Annotated in this window: 14 protein-coding genes; 9 read left to right on the forward strand and 5 right to left on the reverse strand. The window is 64.9% G+C overall.

Annotated features, from left to right (window positions below; genetic code table 11):
- Window positions 1–17: 17 nt before the first annotated feature.
- From xrtV to RI03_RS13505, 3 genes are read left to right on the forward strand one after another with little or no spacing between them, the layout of a single operon-like run.
- Window positions 18–911 (forward strand): exosortase V, encoded by an 894-nt coding sequence (gene xrtV, locus RI03_RS13495; RefSeq protein WP_010217947.1) that lies wholly within the window; start codon window positions 18–20, stop codon window positions 909–911.
- Complete coding sequence (gene epsI / locus RI03_RS13500; RefSeq protein ID WP_238542365.1) at window positions 908–1,609, forward strand: exosortase-associated protein EpsI, V-type; 702 nt, start codon at window positions 908–910, stop codon at window positions 1,607–1,609. Before xrtV ends, epsI begins: the two co-directional genes overlap by 4 nt.
- A gap of 49 nt (window positions 1,610–1,658) precedes the next feature.
- Complete coding sequence (locus RI03_RS13505; RefSeq protein WP_010160458.1) at window positions 1,659–2,516, forward strand: SurA N-terminal domain-containing protein; 858 nt, start codon at window positions 1,659–1,661, stop codon at window positions 2,514–2,516.
- Between the two features lie 40 nt (window positions 2,517–2,556).
- Here the strand turns inward: RI03_RS13505 and RI03_RS13510 are convergent, their stop codons facing one another.
- Complete coding sequence (locus RI03_RS13510) at window positions 2,557–4,038, reverse strand: tetratricopeptide repeat protein (protein ID WP_010217949.1); 1,482 nt, start codon at window positions 4,036–4,038, stop codon at window positions 2,557–2,559.
- 284 nt (window positions 4,039–4,322) lie between these two features.
- Here RI03_RS13510 and RI03_RS13515 point away from each other — a divergent pair, with 284 nt between their 5' ends.
- From RI03_RS13515 to RI03_RS13535, 5 genes are read left to right on the forward strand one after another with little or no spacing between them, the layout of a single operon-like run.
- Entirely contained in the window at window positions 4,323–4,880 is a 558-nt protein-coding gene (locus RI03_RS13515) for a polysaccharide biosynthesis/export family protein (protein WP_010160460.1), read from the forward strand.
- Window positions 4,877–6,175: a hypothetical protein gene (locus tag RI03_RS13520; protein ID WP_010217950.1), complete on the forward strand. Its 1,299-nt coding sequence runs from the start codon at window positions 4,877–4,879 to the stop codon at window positions 6,173–6,175. Before RI03_RS13515 ends, RI03_RS13520 begins: the two co-directional genes overlap by 4 nt.
- A complete protein-coding gene (locus RI03_RS13525; protein ID WP_238542366.1) occupies window positions 6,172–7,614 on the forward strand; it encodes a Wzz/FepE/Etk N-terminal domain-containing protein in 1,443 nt (480 codons plus the stop codon). The genes RI03_RS13520 and RI03_RS13525 overlap by 4 nt, the downstream gene beginning before the upstream one ends.
- Before the next feature lie 24 nt (window positions 7,615–7,638).
- The gene (locus RI03_RS13530) at window positions 7,639–8,436 is read left to right on the forward strand and encodes a CpsD/CapB family tyrosine-protein kinase (RefSeq protein WP_010160463.1); all 798 of its coding nucleotides are present in this window, start codon (window positions 7,639–7,641) and stop codon (window positions 8,434–8,436) included.
- A gap of 38 nt (window positions 8,437–8,474) precedes the next feature.
- Complete coding sequence (locus RI03_RS13535) at window positions 8,475–9,656, forward strand: glycosyltransferase family 2 protein (RefSeq protein ID WP_010217952.1); 1,182 nt, start codon at window positions 8,475–8,477, stop codon at window positions 9,654–9,656.
- A gap of 18 nt (window positions 9,657–9,674) precedes the next feature.
- On the opposite strand, the gene RI03_RS13540 is transcribed toward RI03_RS13535, so the two are convergent.
- The 3 genes from RI03_RS13540 to RI03_RS13550 are packed head-to-tail and all read right to left on the reverse strand — an operon-like array spanning window position 9,675 to window position 12,285.
- Entirely contained in the window at window positions 9,675–10,724 is a 1,050-nt protein-coding gene (locus tag RI03_RS13540; protein WP_010217953.1) for a glycosyltransferase, read from the reverse strand.
- Window positions 10,721–11,248 carry a serine O-acetyltransferase gene (locus RI03_RS13545; protein ID WP_010217954.1) on the reverse strand — a complete coding sequence of 176 codons (528 nt, stop codon included), beginning with the start codon at window positions 11,246–11,248 and terminating at the stop codon, window positions 10,721–10,723. Before RI03_RS13545 ends, RI03_RS13540 begins: the two co-directional genes overlap by 4 nt.
- Window positions 11,245–12,285: a glycosyltransferase gene (locus RI03_RS13550; RefSeq protein WP_026046720.1), complete on the reverse strand. Its 1,041-nt coding sequence runs from the start codon at window positions 12,283–12,285 to the stop codon at window positions 11,245–11,247. The genes RI03_RS13545 and RI03_RS13550 overlap by 4 nt, the downstream gene beginning before the upstream one ends.
- A 104-nt stretch (window positions 12,286–12,389) precedes the next feature.
- Between RI03_RS13550 and RI03_RS13555 the strand changes: the two genes are divergently transcribed.
- Entirely contained in the window at window positions 12,390–13,187 is a 798-nt protein-coding gene (locus tag RI03_RS13555) for a WecB/TagA/CpsF family glycosyltransferase (RefSeq protein WP_010217956.1), read from the forward strand.
- 49 nt (window positions 13,188–13,236) lie between these two features.
- Here RI03_RS13555 and RI03_RS13560 read toward each other — a convergent pair whose 3' ends face one another.
- The gene (locus RI03_RS13560; protein ID WP_010217957.1) at window positions 13,237–16,929 is read right to left on the reverse strand and encodes a beta strand repeat-containing protein; all 3,693 of its coding nucleotides are present in this window, start codon (window positions 16,927–16,929) and stop codon (window positions 13,237–13,239) included.
- Window positions 16,930–16,933: the final 4 nt, after the last annotated feature.

Genomic DNA, 16,933 nt, shown 5'->3' on the forward strand with positions numbered 1-16,933 from the left:
CGCCAAGGCAAAGTGTGATGCTGACTACCCTATCCGCACCCGAGGTGCGGCAAACGCGGACCTGGTCCTGGACGCCGGCGACGATTCTGCTGGTCGTGGCGGCGCTTGCCTTCACCGTGCCGACGATGCTCGATGTCGCCCGCGAGAGTTGGGGGACGGAACAGGGCGCGCATGGTCCGCTGGTACTGGCGACGGGGATCTGGCTGATCGTGCGCGAGCGGGAACGGATCACCGCGGTGGCGCGGCCCGGTTCCGCGCTGCTGAGCTTCGTTCTTCTCGTGCCGCTCGCCATCGTGTTTGCGGTCGCCCGGATCACCTCGATCATCGAGATTGAGTCGATCACGATGTACCTGAGCCTGATCGTCGTGTTTTACGCTCTGTGCGGCGGGGCCGCGGTACGGACGATCTGGTTCCCGTTGGTGTACCTGCTGTTCGTCTTCCCGCCCCCGGACTCGCTGTTCGCCGCGCTGACTCAGCCGCTCAAGATCGCGATCTCCGAATGGTCGGTCGATATCCTGTACCTGCTGGGGTATCCGGTCGCCGGATCGGGCGTGACGATCCAGATCGGCCAGTATGAAATGCTGGTGGCCGCCGCCTGCGCCGGACTCAATTCGCTGATCAGCCTTACCGCGCTGGGGCTGTTCTACACCTATCTGCGGCACAGCTCGAACTGGCGGTTCATGCTGCTGCTGGTGTGCTGTATCGTCCCGATCGCGATCCTCGCCAATCTGGTGCGCGTCTTGATGCTGCTGCTGATCACCTATCATTTCGGGGAAGCGGCCGGTCAGGGCTTCTTCCACGAACTCGCGGGCATGACGATGTTCATAACGGCCTTGCTCGGGATCTTCCTGATCGACTGGATCTTCACGCCGCTCCGGCAACGCTGGGCACCGGCAGGACAGGACGCATGAGCAAGCCCATTCCACACACGTCGACCCACGCCACTGCCGTTTCCCGCCGTCAGGTGGCTGCGGGCGTGACACTGCTGGCGGCGGCCGGCGCGGCCTATGCCTTCACCCCGCGGACGGTGCTTCGCACGCTCGGCACCGCCAAGCTCGACACCCTCGTACCGCACGCCTTCGGCGGCTGGCGCTTCGAGGCCAATAGCGGGCTGGTCCTGCCACCCGCCGATCAGCTGCGCGACCGGATCTACAGCGAGTTGCTGACGCGCGTATACCGCCATACCGACGGTAGCGTGATGATGCTGCTGATCGCCTATGCGGGTACGCAGGACGGGTCGATCCAGGTCCATCGCCCGGAAGTCTGCTATCCCGCGAGCGGCTTCCGGCTGACCGATATCGAGGATCACGACGTAAAGCTGGCCCCGGGTGTCGACGTGCCGTCGCGCTACATCGTCGCCGAGACCGAATTGCGCAGCGAGAAGATGATCTACTGGACCCGGTTGGGCCATCTCTTTCCACGCAAATGGTCCGCACAGCGGCTCGCGGTGATGGAAGAGAATCTCAAGGGCATCATACCCGACGGGGTTCTCGTCCGGATCTCGACACTCGGGCAGGGAGACGGCCGGCCCGGCCTGGATCGCTTTGCCAGCGCCATGTTCGGCGCGGTCGGCGCGCAGATGAAGTCGGTGCTCGTCGGCCCCGCCTGACACCCGCATCGAACGACCAGACATCCTACATTCAACAAGGGGTACCAGAATGACGATCAAGAAGACGATGCTGCTGACGGGCGCGAGTGCCCTGCTTCTGCTGGCTGCAGGCTGCGAGAAGAAGGTCGGCGGTCAGGTCGTTGCCGTGGTCAACGGCGAGGAAATCACCCAGCAGGAAGTGAATGCCGAACTCCAGGGCGCCAACATCCCGCCGAGCGCGGACAAGAAGGCGATCATGGCGCAGGTCGTCCAGCAGATCGTCGATCGCAAGTTGCTGGTGCAGAAGGCCAAGGCAGAAGGCCTCGACAAGTCGCCGAGCTACATCGAGCAGCTTCGCCGCGGTGAAGACGCGCTGATCATCAACCTGTTGACGACCAAGGCTGCGAAGGGCGTATCGCTGCCCGACGCGAGCGCGGTCGACAAATTCATCGCGAGCAACCCGACGCTGTTCAGCGCACGCAAGCGCTACACGCTCGATCAGATCACTTTCTCGCAGCCGAATGACACGGCGGTATTGCGCCAGCTCGAACCCGCCCACTCGCTCGAAGCGGTCGCGGCAACGCTGTCGGCGGCCGGCGTCCAGTTCACGCGCGGGACCAACACGCTCGACACCGCGATGCTTCCCCCCCCGGTCGCTGCCAAGATCGCAGCGCTTCCGGCCGGCGAACCGTTCATCACGCCCGACAAGGGCCGTTTCATCGCCAGCGTGATCACGTCGAGCACAGCGGCCCCCACCCCCGAGGCGCAGGCTCGCCCTGCCGCGCTCGAACTGCTGCGCCGCCAGGCGCTTGGCGACACGATGCAGAAGCAGTTGCAGGCAGCACGGTCGGCGGCGAAGATCACCTACCAACCCGGCTTCTCGCCGCCCAAGACGCCGGCCGCTGCCCCGCCGGCGATCGCACCCTGAGGCGACGAACCGCTGATCCGGGCGGATTCGTCCGCCCGGATCAGTCGGTTACGGTATTGTCACGAAGGTGGAAGGTGGCCAGCACCGCCTGCGCGCGCGGGCTGATCTTGGCGGCCTTCGCCATATCGCGCAGGACCGTCGCAGCCTCGTCCTTCTGCCCCTTGGCGATCAACATCTGCGCGAGACGAGTCGCTGCCCGCGGTGAATCGGGAACGATCCGCAGCGCTTCGCGCATGTTGCTCTCGGCAAGTTCGGGCTGATTCTGTGCCACCAGGATATCGGTCAACGCCAACCGCGCCGTGATGTTGGCGGGGTCGTCGGTAACGAGCTGTCGCCCGTCCGACAGCGCCCCCTCGAAATTGCGGGTCGCCGCACGCAACCGCGCGCGCGTCAGCAAGGCTCTCGGCTGTGCGGAATCGACGTCGAGGATCAACTCGGTGCGCGACAAGGCATCGAGCATGCGTCCCTTCAACCCGAGCGCAAACGCGTAGGCCGCCTTGGCGTTGGAATTGGCGGGGTCCGGCGCAGCGCCGGGTTCGTCACTCCCCAGCACCTGGAGCGCAAGATCGGGCTGCCCGGTTTCGTTGGCGAATTGCGCGAACAGCGCCTTAGTTTCGAGCGAAGCCCCGGTACTGCCGCGCACGATCTGATCGCGGGTGACCGCATCCCGCCCTTCATCGAGCCACATTTCGAGAATCGTCGATGCGAGCGCAATATTTTTCGGATTTTTATCCAGCACCTGCCGGACGATCCCGAACGCCTGATCGGCGCGGTCGGTCTGATACAACCAGTCGGCATAATCGAGCTGCATCCGCGTATCGCCAGCGTTGCGTTCCGCCAGCCGCGCAAGCGTGCGCTGATAGCCGGCGCTGTCACCCGACTTCAGATACAGGTCGCGCAGGAACACCAGTCGCGAGGTCGGGTCGCTCTGCTGGTCGAGCGACTCCTCGATCAACTTCGCCGCGGCCGGGTTTTCGCCTCGATACGCCAGCGTCTGGCCCTTGAGGATCAAAGCGCTGACGTCCCGCGGATTGCCGACCAGAACCTTGTCCGCGAAGGCCAGGGCCGTCTTGGAATCGCCACGCTGCAGCGCGGCTCCGCCCTTCATCGTGATCGGCATCGGGTCACCCGGATTGATGACGAGCAACTGATCGGCGTAGCGATCGACCTTGTCGGCCTGCCGGACGTTGAGGCCGAGCTGGCACAATTGCCGAAGTGCCTCGATATTGCCGCGGTCGAGCTGGTAGACGTTTTCGTAAGCATCGAACGCGCCACCGAAATTCTTTGCGGCCAGCTGGATCCGGGCCAGGGTCAGCCAGTAGTCGCTGACGTCGTCGCGCGCATCGATCGCCTTCTGGATGTTCTGGCGGGCGCCCTGCAGGTCGCCTTGCTGGAAGGCCGTCTCCGCCAGGGCCGCAGCTGCGGCGGCGCGATCGTCCTTCGAGGCGCATCCCGCCACCCCGCCCATCAACAGAAGTGGCGCAGCCCAGACCGTTGCGAACCGTAGCGACAAGCATTTCATGAAACGACGCAATCCAATACCATGAAGGGATGAGACGGACCGGCTGAGACGGACGGGATCAGAGGAGGCGACCGTGCCGGGCCGTGACGCGGCTTGTCAACGGCTTCATCCCGCAAAGCCAGAAGCGGTATAGTGTCAGCAACGCTTAATCCGGCCGGCGTTACCGGTGCTTTAACCTAGCGTCGGCTAGGACAGTTGCGCTAGGGACCGGAAAACCGGTCAGCAGGGAAAATTCTATGATGTTTTCGGTACAATCCGTGCGGTGTTGTGTAGCGTTCGGACTTATGGCGCTCTCGGTCCCCGTCATGGCGCAGGGTGCGTCCAGTGCGCCGGCCCAGTTGCGTCCGTACCGGATCAACCCAGGCGACGAGCTCGAGGTTTACGTGTGGGGCGAGGAGCGCCTGCAGCGCGCCGTCAAGGTTCTTCCGGACGGTACCTTCGCCTTCCCGCTCGTCGGCCAGGTCGATGCGAACAATAAATTGCCCGCCGATATCGAAGCCGCAATAACGAAGGGGCTTCGCTCGCAGTATCGCGAGGCGGTGCCGCAGGTGACGGTGTCGGTTCGCACCCCGATGGGGCTCCAGTTCAGCGTCGCGGGCAAGGTCAAGACGCCTGGGGCGCTGACGGCTGGTCGCTATATCAACGTGCTCGACGCAATCGTCATGGCGGGCGGCCCGGCCGATTTCGCCGACGTCGGCAATGTCACGATCCTGCGCAAATCGGGCTCGGGCCTGAATGTGATCAAGGTCCGCCTGACCGATATCCTGAAGGGGAACCCGAACGCGCGGGACCTCGCCGGTCTGCCGCAGCTGGAAAGCGGCGACACGGTGATCGTACCGTGAGGGCGCGCGCGTACCTCGCCTTGTGCGCCGCGACCGTGGCGATGCCTGCGTTCGCGCAGACGACCGAAACGCGGCTGAGCACGGACGTGTCGAGCACGCTTGGCTATTCGAACAATCCGTTCTCGGTGAACGGATCGAACACGGGCGCGGGCTTCGTATCGGTCGATATCCGGCCACAGCTCCGGTTATTGCGTGAGCGCAGCAGCCTGACGATCAGCGCCGACGCGAACGTCCAGCAGTATGTCAACAAATACAACCGTTCGGACAATTACTCGGGGGGCGCCGTCTATGCCTTCACCCCGTCCGAGCATATCAATGCCAGCCTGAGCGCGGCGTTCCAGAGCTCGCTGATCGGGTCGACGAACGCACCGTCAAACCAGTTCGCGGTCGTAACCCCGATCGATCCGACCGCACCCGTCTCTCCGGGGACCGGCGCGGGTACGGGCGCCATCGTCACCAACCCGGTCGACACTTCGCCGATCTACAACGGCACCGACATCGGTCTCTTCGGAACCGGCGCACGCCGGCGTACGATCAACGGCGGTGGTACCGTCTCGGCCATCTTGTCCGCCCACGACATCGTGAACGCCAGCGCGTTCATCATCGACTCGCGCTATTCGAACGGTGCCAACACAGCCAATGTCGGCGGCCTGCTCGGCAACCGCGACAATTACACCGGCTACGGCGGCACGGTCGGCTACAGCCGACAGTTCACCGCGAATATCCAGGCAGGTCTTCAGGGGTCTGCGTCGAAGTACAATTACGACACAACCAACGGCGATACGACCGTCTATTCGGTTCAGGCGACCACCACGGCGCGGGTCAATGCCTATTGGACGGTCAACGGCGCGATCGGCGTGTCGTTCATCGAACGCCAGACCGGCAAGTCCGACCCGGCACTCTCAGGGAGCCTGGCGTTGTGTCGGCGCGGTGTCCGTTCGGCCTATTGCCTGAACGCCAATCGCTCCGTTCAGCCGACCGGGATCCTCGGCACGCAGATCTCAACAACGGTCGGCGGCAATTACACCTATCGCCTGACGGAACGAAGCAATATCGGCGCAACGGCAGACTATAGCAGGAATACAACCCCGCCCGGTCTCAATGGTCCGATCAATACGCTTGGCATCGGGAACGAATATGGCCGGGCAATGGTCAATTACGATCGTCAGCTACGACAGCGGTTGCGGTTCATTGCCTCGGCAAACTACCGTCAGATCTTCGGCGGAAACCTGAACCGGCCGAGCGATTTCGGCGGGCAGGTTGGCCTTGCATTGCGCCTCGGGGATTATCGATGAATGATATGACGACCCTGGCGCATGACCAGGAACCGGATACCTCTTCGAACTTCATCGGCAGCCTTCCCGTGATTCTGTGGGAACGGCGCTGGTTGATCATCGTGCCGTTCATCCTCCTGAGCATCGCCGGGGTGGCTGCGGCATTGCTTCTGCCGCGTTCCTATCGCTCGAGCGCGACCTTGCTGGTCGAATCCCAGAACCTGCCGACCGACGGGGCGGCGTCCGGCCCGGGCGATACCGTCATCGATCGGCGCATGGCGAAGATCCGACAGCAGATCCTCAGCCGCCCGGACCTGGTTGGCCTGATCCAGGCGAACAACCTGTATGACGCCTCGGCTCGCCGCGAACCGCTGTCGAAGCTGGTCGATCGGATGCGCAGCGCAACCAACATTTCGGCGGTCGACGCCGATATTTCGCGTGGCGGCAATGCGGGGTCGATCGCGTTCGCGCTGACCTTCGATTATCCGACGGCACCGCAGGCGCAGCTCGTCGCGCAGACCTTCGTCGATCGCCTCCTGAAGCTGGACGCCTCCGAAACCCAGGCGCAGGCGCAGACCAACGCCCGCTTCCTGGAGGACCAGGAATCCAACCTGCAGACCCAGGTCAACGCGATCGAGACGCAGATCAACCGCATCACCGGCCAGAACGGCGCCGCGCTCGCGGCGGGCACCGCGGGCATGACGGTGATGACGGGCGGTGGCGATTATGACGGCCAGATCGCCGGCCTCGAGCGGCAGAACGCCGAGCTGCAGGCGCAGACCGGTCGGCCAGCGGTCGGTCGCGACCCCAACGTCATCGCTGCCGAAGCGCAACTTGCCGCGGCACGGGCACAATATTCCGATGACCATCCCGACGTGAAGCTCGCCGAAAGCCGGCTTGCGGCGGCGAAGTCGACTGCGTCTGCGTTCCAGACCAACAGCGTCTCCTCGGTCGTGCAGCGCCAGGTCGCTGCCAACAACGCGGCGATCGGCCGGTTGCGCAACGCCAAGTCGATGGAAACCAGCCGCGCGACGACGATGGCGGCGGCGCAGGCCCGCGGGCCGTTGGTCGCGCAGCAGGTCGCCCAGTTGCAGTCGCGTGCGGACGTGCTGCGGGCCAACCTCGCCCGTATCCAGAGCAGCCTGCTTAACGCGCGGTCGGTCGTGAAGATCTCCGACGAGCAACGCGGCGAGCGGCTGACGCTGATCGATCCGCCGGTCACGCCCGATACCCCCACCCAGCCCAACCGGCCGATGCTGATTCTCGGCGGAGTCCTGGGTGGCCTTGCGGTCGGGCTTGGTCTCGCCCTGCTGCTCGAGCTGATCGCACGGCCGATCCGCAGCGTGGGAACGCTCACGCAGTTGACCGGTGCCCCGCCGCTCGCCGTCATCCCGGTGATTTCGAAGAAGAAGGTGCGACGCCGTTCGGGCGCCGCCAAGACTCCCGAAATCAGCGCCTGACCTCCTGACGATCTAAGGTAAGCCATGCCCAGTTCCTGGAACTCCTCCGCCGGCGACGCTCCTGCGCCCAAGCTGGTGCTGTCGCCTGACAGCATCGCCGAACCGCTCGACCGGTACGATTCGCCGCGTCGGGGGATCTTCGGCTTCAACAGCCGCGATCGCCGCTCGCGGCCGTTCAACCTGCTCCGCTCGCAGGTCGTCAAGATCATGCAGGCGAACAAGTGGAAAGTGATCGGCATCACCTCGGCCACGCCGCGGGTCGGCAAGTCGTTCATGGCGGCCAACCTCGCGGCGTCGCTGTCGCGCATCCCCGGGACGCACACGTTGCTGTTCGATCTCGACCTGCGGCGCGGGTCGATCGCGGACATTTTCGACATTCCCGAAGGCGTGGGGATCAACACCTTCCTCGCGGGCGAAGTCGATTCGCTCGACGCGGCGTCGCGGGAGATCACCGGCACCGGGCTGACCGTCTTCCCGTCCTTCCCGACCGATCACAGTTCGGCCGAATTGCTTGCCGGCGAGCGGTTGCGGACGCTGGTGCAGGCGATGCGCAATCTGCCCGATGACGTGATCTGCATCTGCGACCTGCCCCCCGCGTTCGCCAATGACGATGCATCGATCGTCCTGCGCGAGATCGACGCCTATCTGATGATCGTCGAAGAGGGCAAGACGACCGCACGCCAGGTCAAGGACACGCTCGAGATCCTCCGCCCGGCCCCGTGCATGGGCACCGTGCTCAACCGCTACAAGGGCGGTATCGGCGGGGACGACTACGGGTTCGGCTACGGCACGCAGCGCTATTACGACGCCTATTACTCCTGATCGCTCCGGCCGGACCGGCGATCTGACAGGGAATTGAGATGGGACCCTTCGATGTGGTCGCGGGCCTCGCGCTTGCCCCGATCGCGCTGGTCGATGCAGCGTTCCTGCTCGAAACCGGGCTCGGGCTGTTCCCCGGTCGCGCCCCGCCGCCGCCCTCCCGCGACAAGCGGGTCGTCGTGCTCGTTCCGGCGCATGACGAGGAACTGACGCTCGCGGCATCGGGTGCCGGCCTCGTTCGCCTGCTCGGGCCGTCGACGCGGGTCGTCCTCGTCGCGGACAATTGCACCGATGGTACTGCGGACGTTACGCGCGCACTCGGGCTGGAGGTGGTCGAACGATCCGATCCGGTCCGGCGCGGCAAGGGGTATGCGCTGGCGTTCGGGCGCGACCACATCGCCGCTTCTCCACCGGATGTCGTGGTGGTGGTGGATGCCGATTGCGAGATCGACCCGGCCGGACTCGCGCGGCTGACCGACTCGGTCATCGCGACCGGACAGGCGGCGCAGTCGGCCTATCTGTTCCGCCCTGCCCCGGACGCGCCGCCCGTGGTGCAGATTTCGAACTTCGCCTTCTTCGTCAAGAACCGGATCCGCCAGCGCGGGATCGCGCGGCTCGGCGGCGCTGCGATCCTGACCGGATCGGGAATGGCGTTTCCGTGGTCCGCCTATCGCGCGCTCGATCTCGCGACCGGGAATGTCGTCGAGGATCTCGCGATCGGGATCGGGCTGATCGAACTCGGCCAGCCCGCGCGCTATTTCGACGGGGCGACGGTCCGGTCGGACTGCAGCAGCGATTCCGGGTCGAGCACCCAGCGCGCGCGCTGGGAAGGCGGCTTCCTTGCGATGGCGCGGCGGCACGGCTTCGGGCTGCTGCGCTCAGGGATCGCGCGGGGCAATTGGCGGCGGTTCTGGATGGGGGTGCACCTGTGCGTGCCGCCCCTGTCGATGCTGCTCGCCGCCAACATTGCGGTCACGGGGCTGCTGGCGGTTGCCGCGCTGCTCGGGGTTTCGCCGCTTCCGCTGGCGGTCGCGGTGGTTCTGCTTGGGTTGCTCGGGCTCGTCGTGACGCTGGCCTGGACCGGCGAGGGTCGGATGCATCTGCACCCCGCCGCCGCGGCACGGCTCCCGCGGTACCTTGCCTGGAAGCTTGCCATGTATGCCCGGTTGCTTACTGGCCGCCAGAAGGTCGCGTGGACCCGCACGGAGCGGATCGACCCCTGACGACGTCCCTCGAGGAAGCTACCGGGACGCCATCCAGGCAGGCGGCTGATCGATCGGATCGTCCCATCGCGCGACATGCGGTTGCAGATCCTGCACCGTCGGGAGGATCCCGTGGCGCAACAGATCGCGCGCCTCATTCGCGATTGGAAGGTGCTTGCCCCCGAGCCCGACGGCACGGCGCGCGACAAACAGGCCGTGGCCTGCCATCCACAAGCCCCCCGCCAGAATCGCCCCGGTGCGCCCGCGGGTCCGCGCGTACATCCGTCGGCGCGCCTCGAACCAGTAGCGCGGCAGCGGCGGAAGCGCGCGCTTGACCTTGCGGTCGTAGTTGATCCCGGTCGATGCCCCGCCGATATGCCGGACCCGGCTCGCGGGCTCGTGGCGCATGCTCCAGCCCGCGTTGGCGAGCCGCCACATCAACTCGACCTCTTCGAAATAGAGGAAGAAGCCGGTGTCGAACAAGCCTGCCTGCTTGAGCGCGGCCGCGCGGAACATGACGCTTGCGCCGGTCACCCACGCCGCCTCGCTCGCTTCGGTGACGAGCATCGGCTTGATCCCGAGCATCCGGCGCATCACGTCGAGCCGCGCACCCCGCACGAGTTCGCGCAGCGGCGACATCTCGGCGAAGGCGGAACCGGAAAGGCTGCCGTCCTCGTTGAGCAAAAGGCTGCCCACCGCCGCGCAGCGCGGATATTGGTCGAGCACCCGGCGCAAAGCGGTGACCGCACCGGGCTCGATCTCGGTATCGGGGTTGAGCACGTGGATATAATCGGGCGCATTGCTTGACTGGAGCAGCCGCTGGATCGCCTGATTGTTCGCCCAGCCGAAACCGCCGTTGATCGGCAGCGCGAGGACCTCGACCCAGTCCGCGAGCGCGGGATCGGCCACCCCGGCGTGCAATACGTCCGCCGACGTGTCGCCCGATCCGCCATCGACGATGACGACGCGCAAACCCGAATTGTCCGCGCGCTCGGGAATCAGCGCACGCGCGGCCGACAGGGCAAGCGCCGGGGTCCGGTAATTGACGATGATCACCGCAACCTTGGCGGGGTCGGCGGCACCGGTCATCGACTGTCCTTTGGCATTCTGCTTTTTGCGGGGATGCCGACCGCAATTGCCCCCGGCGCGACATCGTCGAGCACGACCGCATTCGCACCGATCGCGGCCCCGGCACCGATCTCCACCCGCCCGAGAATCACCGCCCCCGCCCCCACGTCGACGCGCGCGCCGAGGATCGGTGCGTCGGCCGGCGCATCGATGCGACGGATCCCGAGGGTACAATTCTGACGGATCACGCAATCATCACCGATCACGCTGTTGCCGTGGATCACGATCCCGCCCTGATGCTCGATCACGACGCGGCGACCAAGTTGGACCGAATACGGCAGTTCGATCCCATAATGGTTGCGGCACCGCCGGAACAGCAGGCGATACATCAGGCTGAACGGGATGCGCAGCGGCTTCGGGCGAACCGCCATGCGCCACACGCCGAACCGATGCACCGCGACCGCGCGGAACCCGGGACGAGTCCAGTCGCGCCCGTGCGCCACCCAATCCTCGCGGATTTGCGTCCATAGGGGCAGCGCCGTCATCCGCGCGCGGGGCCGCGATGATATTCAATCAGGTCGGACCGGCGGCCGGTCAGCTGCCCCAGTTTATACCGGGCCAGACCGATGGTTTCGGCGACCTTCCCGATGACCAGGAATATGCCCGTCAACATCGCCTGCCGCGGCGGCAGCGTCGCGCGACGCTGTTTCGCGATCCGCAGCATCTGCACCGGCCACAGCAACGCCAGCGCAATCGCGGGAACGAGCCAGATCGCGCCAAACGCCATCGCCGCGATGAGCAATACCACCACGGCTGCGGGAAGAATGCCGCCCCACAAAGCGATGCTGCGACACTGCCGCCGGTAATCGGGCGCGCGCAGCCCGGGGTGCCGGTCGGCAAGCTCGCCAAAGGCGTGGCCCGCCCGCTCGGTCCGGCGCCACCACTGCCCGAACCGCAGGATCGCCGCGTCGTGGATCGTCATCGCATGGTCGATCCGGAACAACCGCCATCCCGCCTTGCGCAGCCGGACCGCCATATCGGGATCCTCGCCAGCGATCATCAGAGAATCATAACCACCAACCGCCTTGAGCGCATCGACCCGCACCATCACGTCCCCGCCGGCGGCCATCGCCTCACCGACCGGGCTGTTCCATTCGTCATCGCAAAAGGCGTTGTAGATCGACCGCTCGGGAAACCGTTCGCGCCGACGACCGAACACCAGCGCAAGCGTCGGATCGGCTTGCAGCGCCGCACTGGCGGCATCGAGCCAGCCGCTGGCCAGTTCGCAATCGCCGTCGACCATCTGGACGCGCTCGAGCTGCGGATAATCCTGCAGCAGTCGCTCGAGACCCGCGTTGCGCGCGCGCGCCGCGGTGAATTTGGGCGGGACTGCAAGTTCCACGACCAATACCCCTTGCGACCTAGCCCAGGCCACGCTGTCGTCGGTCGACCCCGAGTCGACATAGACCCGCGCCGCGACGGTGCTGGTCGATGCGATACATCGCCGCAATCGCTCGCCTTCGTTGCGACCGATCATCACGACGCCCACCAGCGCCGCGCGCGATTCCGTCTGGGGCGACACGATTCGATCCATACCGTCCGCTAGCCTTACCCAACGCATGGTTGTCAACCGCTTGACGTCGCGGCGTGCAAGCTGTCACGCGCATCGCAGAGCAGCAAAAGGGAATGATTGCGGTGACTCCGACGCGACAGGCGCCCGACCGAAAACGCTCGCCGTTTCCGAGGACGAATTTTCTCGGGCTCGATTTCGATACGCCCGACGCAGCGGCCGTCGTCGCCTTCCTGCAGGGCCGACGGGCAGACGATTCGTTCGGCTATATCGTCACGCCCAATGTCGATCACATGGTCCAGATCGACACGCATCCGGATCTGCGCCCGGTCTACCAGGGTGCGTTGTTGTGTCTCAATGACAGTCGCGTACTGGCGCGGCTCGCGCGCTTTCATGGTGTCTCGCTCAGCGTGGTGCCGGGGAGCGACCTGATCGTCGCATTGTTCGGATCGGTGCTGCAGGATGGCGACCGGCTGTGCCTGATCGGCGGAAGCGATTCGCTCGCGAACGAATTAAAGGCGCGGTATCCCCGCATTACGCTCGTGCATCATGTCCCACCGATGGGGTTGCGCCGCAACGCCGCCGCGCGTGCCGAAGCGATCGCTGCCGCCGCTTGCGCCGATGCGCGCTTCACGCTGCTCGCGGTCGGCGCACCGCAACAGGAGATCCTGGCTGCGGAGATGACGGCTGCGGGAACGGTCCGGGGAACTGCCTTCTGCATCGGTGCGGCGGTCGACTTCATCGTCGGCGCGCAGGTCCGTGCGCCGCGGATCGTCCAGCGGGCCGGCATGGAATGGTTCTGGAGACTGGCCGGAAGCCCGCGCCGGCTCGGGCGGCGTTATCTGGTCGAGGGACCCAGGATCTTCCGGATCGCGATGCGGTGGAAGCGCGATCGAGACCGCTCGGCTGGCTGAGCCAGGCTGCACTGCCGGAGACGCTTGGCCCCCGGCAGTGCATGCCCGATCAGAACACGAAGTCGGTCGCGCGGATCCCGTTGGACGATTGGACGGTCAGCACGATGTCCGCGATGCCGTCGCCATTGGTATCGGCCAATACGGTCCAGTTGCTGCCGCTGCCCTGAACCCGCAGTTCGCCCGCGTGCTTGGTGAAGTCGGCGGTGCCAACGAAGCTGAAAGCATCGCGCAGCGTCGTCGCCGAATTGGCGTCGATCGCGCTGAGGTCGATCTTGTCGCCCTGGTCCGCGCCGAGCACCACGCTCGCCGAGGTCGCAGCGGTTGCGCCGAGGTTTCCGGGAAGGAAGCGATAGGTATCAGCCCCCGCGCCGCCGTCCATGACATCGCGCCCACCGCCGCCGTACAGCACGTCGTTGCCGGCATCGCCGAACAGCTGATCGTCGCCGGTGCCGCCATAGAGCGTGTCGTCGCCCGCGCCACCGCGCAGGATATCATTGCCGCCGCCGCCGGTCAGGATGTTGTTGGCGGAATTGCCGGTGATCGTGTTCGCCCCCGAATTGCCGGTTCCGTTGATTGCCGCGGTGCCATCCAGCCACAGCGACTCGACATTGTCGGACAGCGTGTAGGTGACGGTCGACCGGACGATGTCGTTGGTCCCCTCGCCGGGCAGTTCGATCACCTTGTCGTTGACGTTGTCGACGAGATAGGTGTCGTCGCCCGCACCGCCGTACATGGTGTCCGCACCAAGGCCGCCATCGAGGATGTCGTTCCCGGCATTGCCGTACAACGTATCGCTTCCGTCCCCGGCCCACAGATAGTCGTTGCCGGAACCGCCCGTCATGACATTGGCGCTGCTCGTGCCCATGCCGATGAAGTTGCTCGATCCGAGATAGCGTAGATTCTCGACGTTGTTCGACAGCATGTAGAGCGTGAGCGTCGTGTCGACCTGGTCGGTCCCGCCATTGGCGAGCTCGGTCACCTGATCCGCGTAATTGTCGACGACGTAGGTGTCGTTGCCTGCACCACCGGTCATCTTGTCGGCCCCGACCCCGCCGTTGAGATAATCGTTGCCATCCCCGCCAAGCAACGTGTCGTTGCCCGCGCCCCCGGTCAGCGTGTCGTTGCCCGCGCCGCCCGACAGCGTGTCGCTCCCGTCGCCACCGGTGATCACGTTGTCCGAGGCATTGCCCGTGCCGACGAAGGCGGCTGCTCCGGTGTAGGTCAGATTCTCGACGTTGTCGGAAAGCGTGTAGCTGGTCAGCGCGGTCCGGACCTCGTCGGTGCCGCCACCGCTGAGCTCGGTCACGACGTCGCCGGCATTGTCAACGACATAGGTATCGTTGCCCGCGCCGCCCGCCATCTTGTCGGCACCCGTGCCGCCGTCGAGCAGATCGTTGCCGGCACCACCGGTCAACGTGTCGTTCCCGGCACCGCCCGACAGCGTATTGCCGCCTGCGCCGCCCGTGATGACATTGTCGAGCGCGTTGCCGGTGCCCGTGAAGGCGGCCGAGCCGGTGTAGGTCAGGTTCTCGAGATTGTCGCCGAGGGTAAAGCTCGCGAGCGTCGTGCGGACGAGATCGGTCCCGCCGCCGGCCAGTTCGGTGACGACATCACCCGCGTCGTCGACGACATAGGTATCGTTCCCCGCGCCGCCGGTCATGCGATCGGCACCCGTCCCGCCGTCCAGCGTATCGTCGCCGTTGCCGCCGACGAGCGTGTCATTGCCTGCCCCGCCCGAAAGCACGTTGCCGTACTTCCCGCCGGTGATGACGTTGTCGAGCGCGTTGCCGGTGCCGGTGAACGCCGCCGCGCCACTGTACGTCAGGTTCTCGACATTGTCGCCGAGGGTATAGCTGGCCAGCGTCGTACGGACCTCGTCCGTTCCATCGCCCGCCAGTTCGGTGACGACATCGCCTGCATCGTCGACGATATAGACGTCGTTGCCAGCACCGCCGAGCATCGTGTCCGCCCCGCTTCCCCCATCGAGATAGTCGGCATCCCCACCGCCGACGAGCCGGTCCTGCCCGGCTCCACCGCTGAGCGTGTTCCTCGAGGCGCCGCCGACGATGACGTTATCGAGCGCATTGCCGGTACCGACGAACGCACCCGTGCCTGCGAAGGCGAGGTTCCGCGTGGTTGCGTCGAGCACATATTGGCCGAGCGTCGTCGCGACATCCATCCGGTCGGTCGAGAACACCGTGTCGGTCGGTGCCGCTGCGACCTTACCGGCCTTCGCGAGCGCAACCAGCGCGTCGTACTTCACGCTGCCGGTGTCGTAGGTGCTGGTCAGCGCGCCCCATTCGCCATACTTCGAGTCGTAACCGACGTTGTTGAACGCGTTGAGCAACTTGCCGCCAGCAGCGGAAAAGTCCGCCACTGCCTGTTGATAGGCCGTCGCCATTCGCGGATCCTTGCTCAGCTTCTCGAGGAAGGCCTGAATCTCGGGCTGCGCTGCGGCGGAATATTGATAGGACGTGGTGTGGACTCCAGCCTCGTACGAAACCAGATCCAGCCCCCATTTCGCTGCCACCCCCGCCTGATAGTTGACCGTCGATTTCAACGAGGTGATGTCGTTCATGATTGCAGCGAAACCTGCCGCGAGCCCGTCACTCCCGGCCCGCGCCCAGCCTAGCACCGTATCTTCACTGACGTTGCCGAGGTTGAAATAGTTGGTGATCGCATAGTCATCGAACAGCGTCGACACGTCCCCGACGCGCTGGACCCCCTTTATGATCGACGACTCCAGTCCGCGATAGCCGGTCTGCGTCGCCAGGACCGTACGGGCTCGCGTTGGGTCATCGCCAAAGACCGACTTCGCGATCGCTGCAATCTGCGCCGAACGATAGCCGTAGAATTGCACCCAGCCGTCGCTGACATGCTCGGCGGGGTTGTTGGGATCAATGACGCCGTCGCCATTGACATCCTTGCCGAACAGTTGGTCACCCATGCTCAAGGCGTAATGAGACTGCGAGAACGACCAATTCCAGACCTCGTTCGAATATTCGATTTGGACTTTTAGCCCTGCATCGAGATGATCATGGACATAGGACAATGTCTTGGCGACATAATCGTCATTGGCCTGGGTCGGGATGTTGATCCACATATCGGTACGTGTCTTGTTCGCCAGCGCGACCAGCACTTCGATCGGAGCGCTGCTCGTATTGCCGTTGGCGCTGTACGACGCGCTCGTTGGCGTTACGCGATCGGACCAGTTGACGACCGTCGAGTTGTTGGTGTTCGACCAGTCCATGTACCGCAGCGTTGAGAAAGGCTCGACTTTTTCGAGGAAAGCCGGGTTGAAGATTTCCCCAGAGTCGAACAGGGCAAGCTGATCCTGACGAACGATGTTGATTTTTGTAATCGGGTTTGCCGGATCGACCCCCCAGTTGGTCAACTGCTCCTGCCCGGTGCCCGAATATTGAAAGACGATCTCACCGGGCTTTTGACTTAAAATCTTGGAGTACAGGAACGTGAAGCTGGCATTTCCCGTGTAGCGCATGACATAGACGTCAGACGTAGCAAGCGCCGATGGGTCGAGCTCGAGCATCGTGTACTGATTCATGGCACCGGCCGCCAGCGCCGTCGGGTAGCCATTGGCATCCAGTGTCGGCCCGTTTACGGAAGCATATTTACTATCGCGCGCCACCCAGGTCGACGAAGTCTTGAACCGATCCAGAAACGGAAACTGATTGCCGTAATAGCTCAGGCCGTTCAGGTTCATACCGATTTCAGCAGCGGACATGGCT

Origin of the sequence: Sphingomonas sp. PAMC 26621 (assembly GCF_000251145.1) — a bacterium.
GTDB lineage: Bacteria > Pseudomonadota > Alphaproteobacteria > Sphingomonadales > Sphingomonadaceae > Sphingomonas.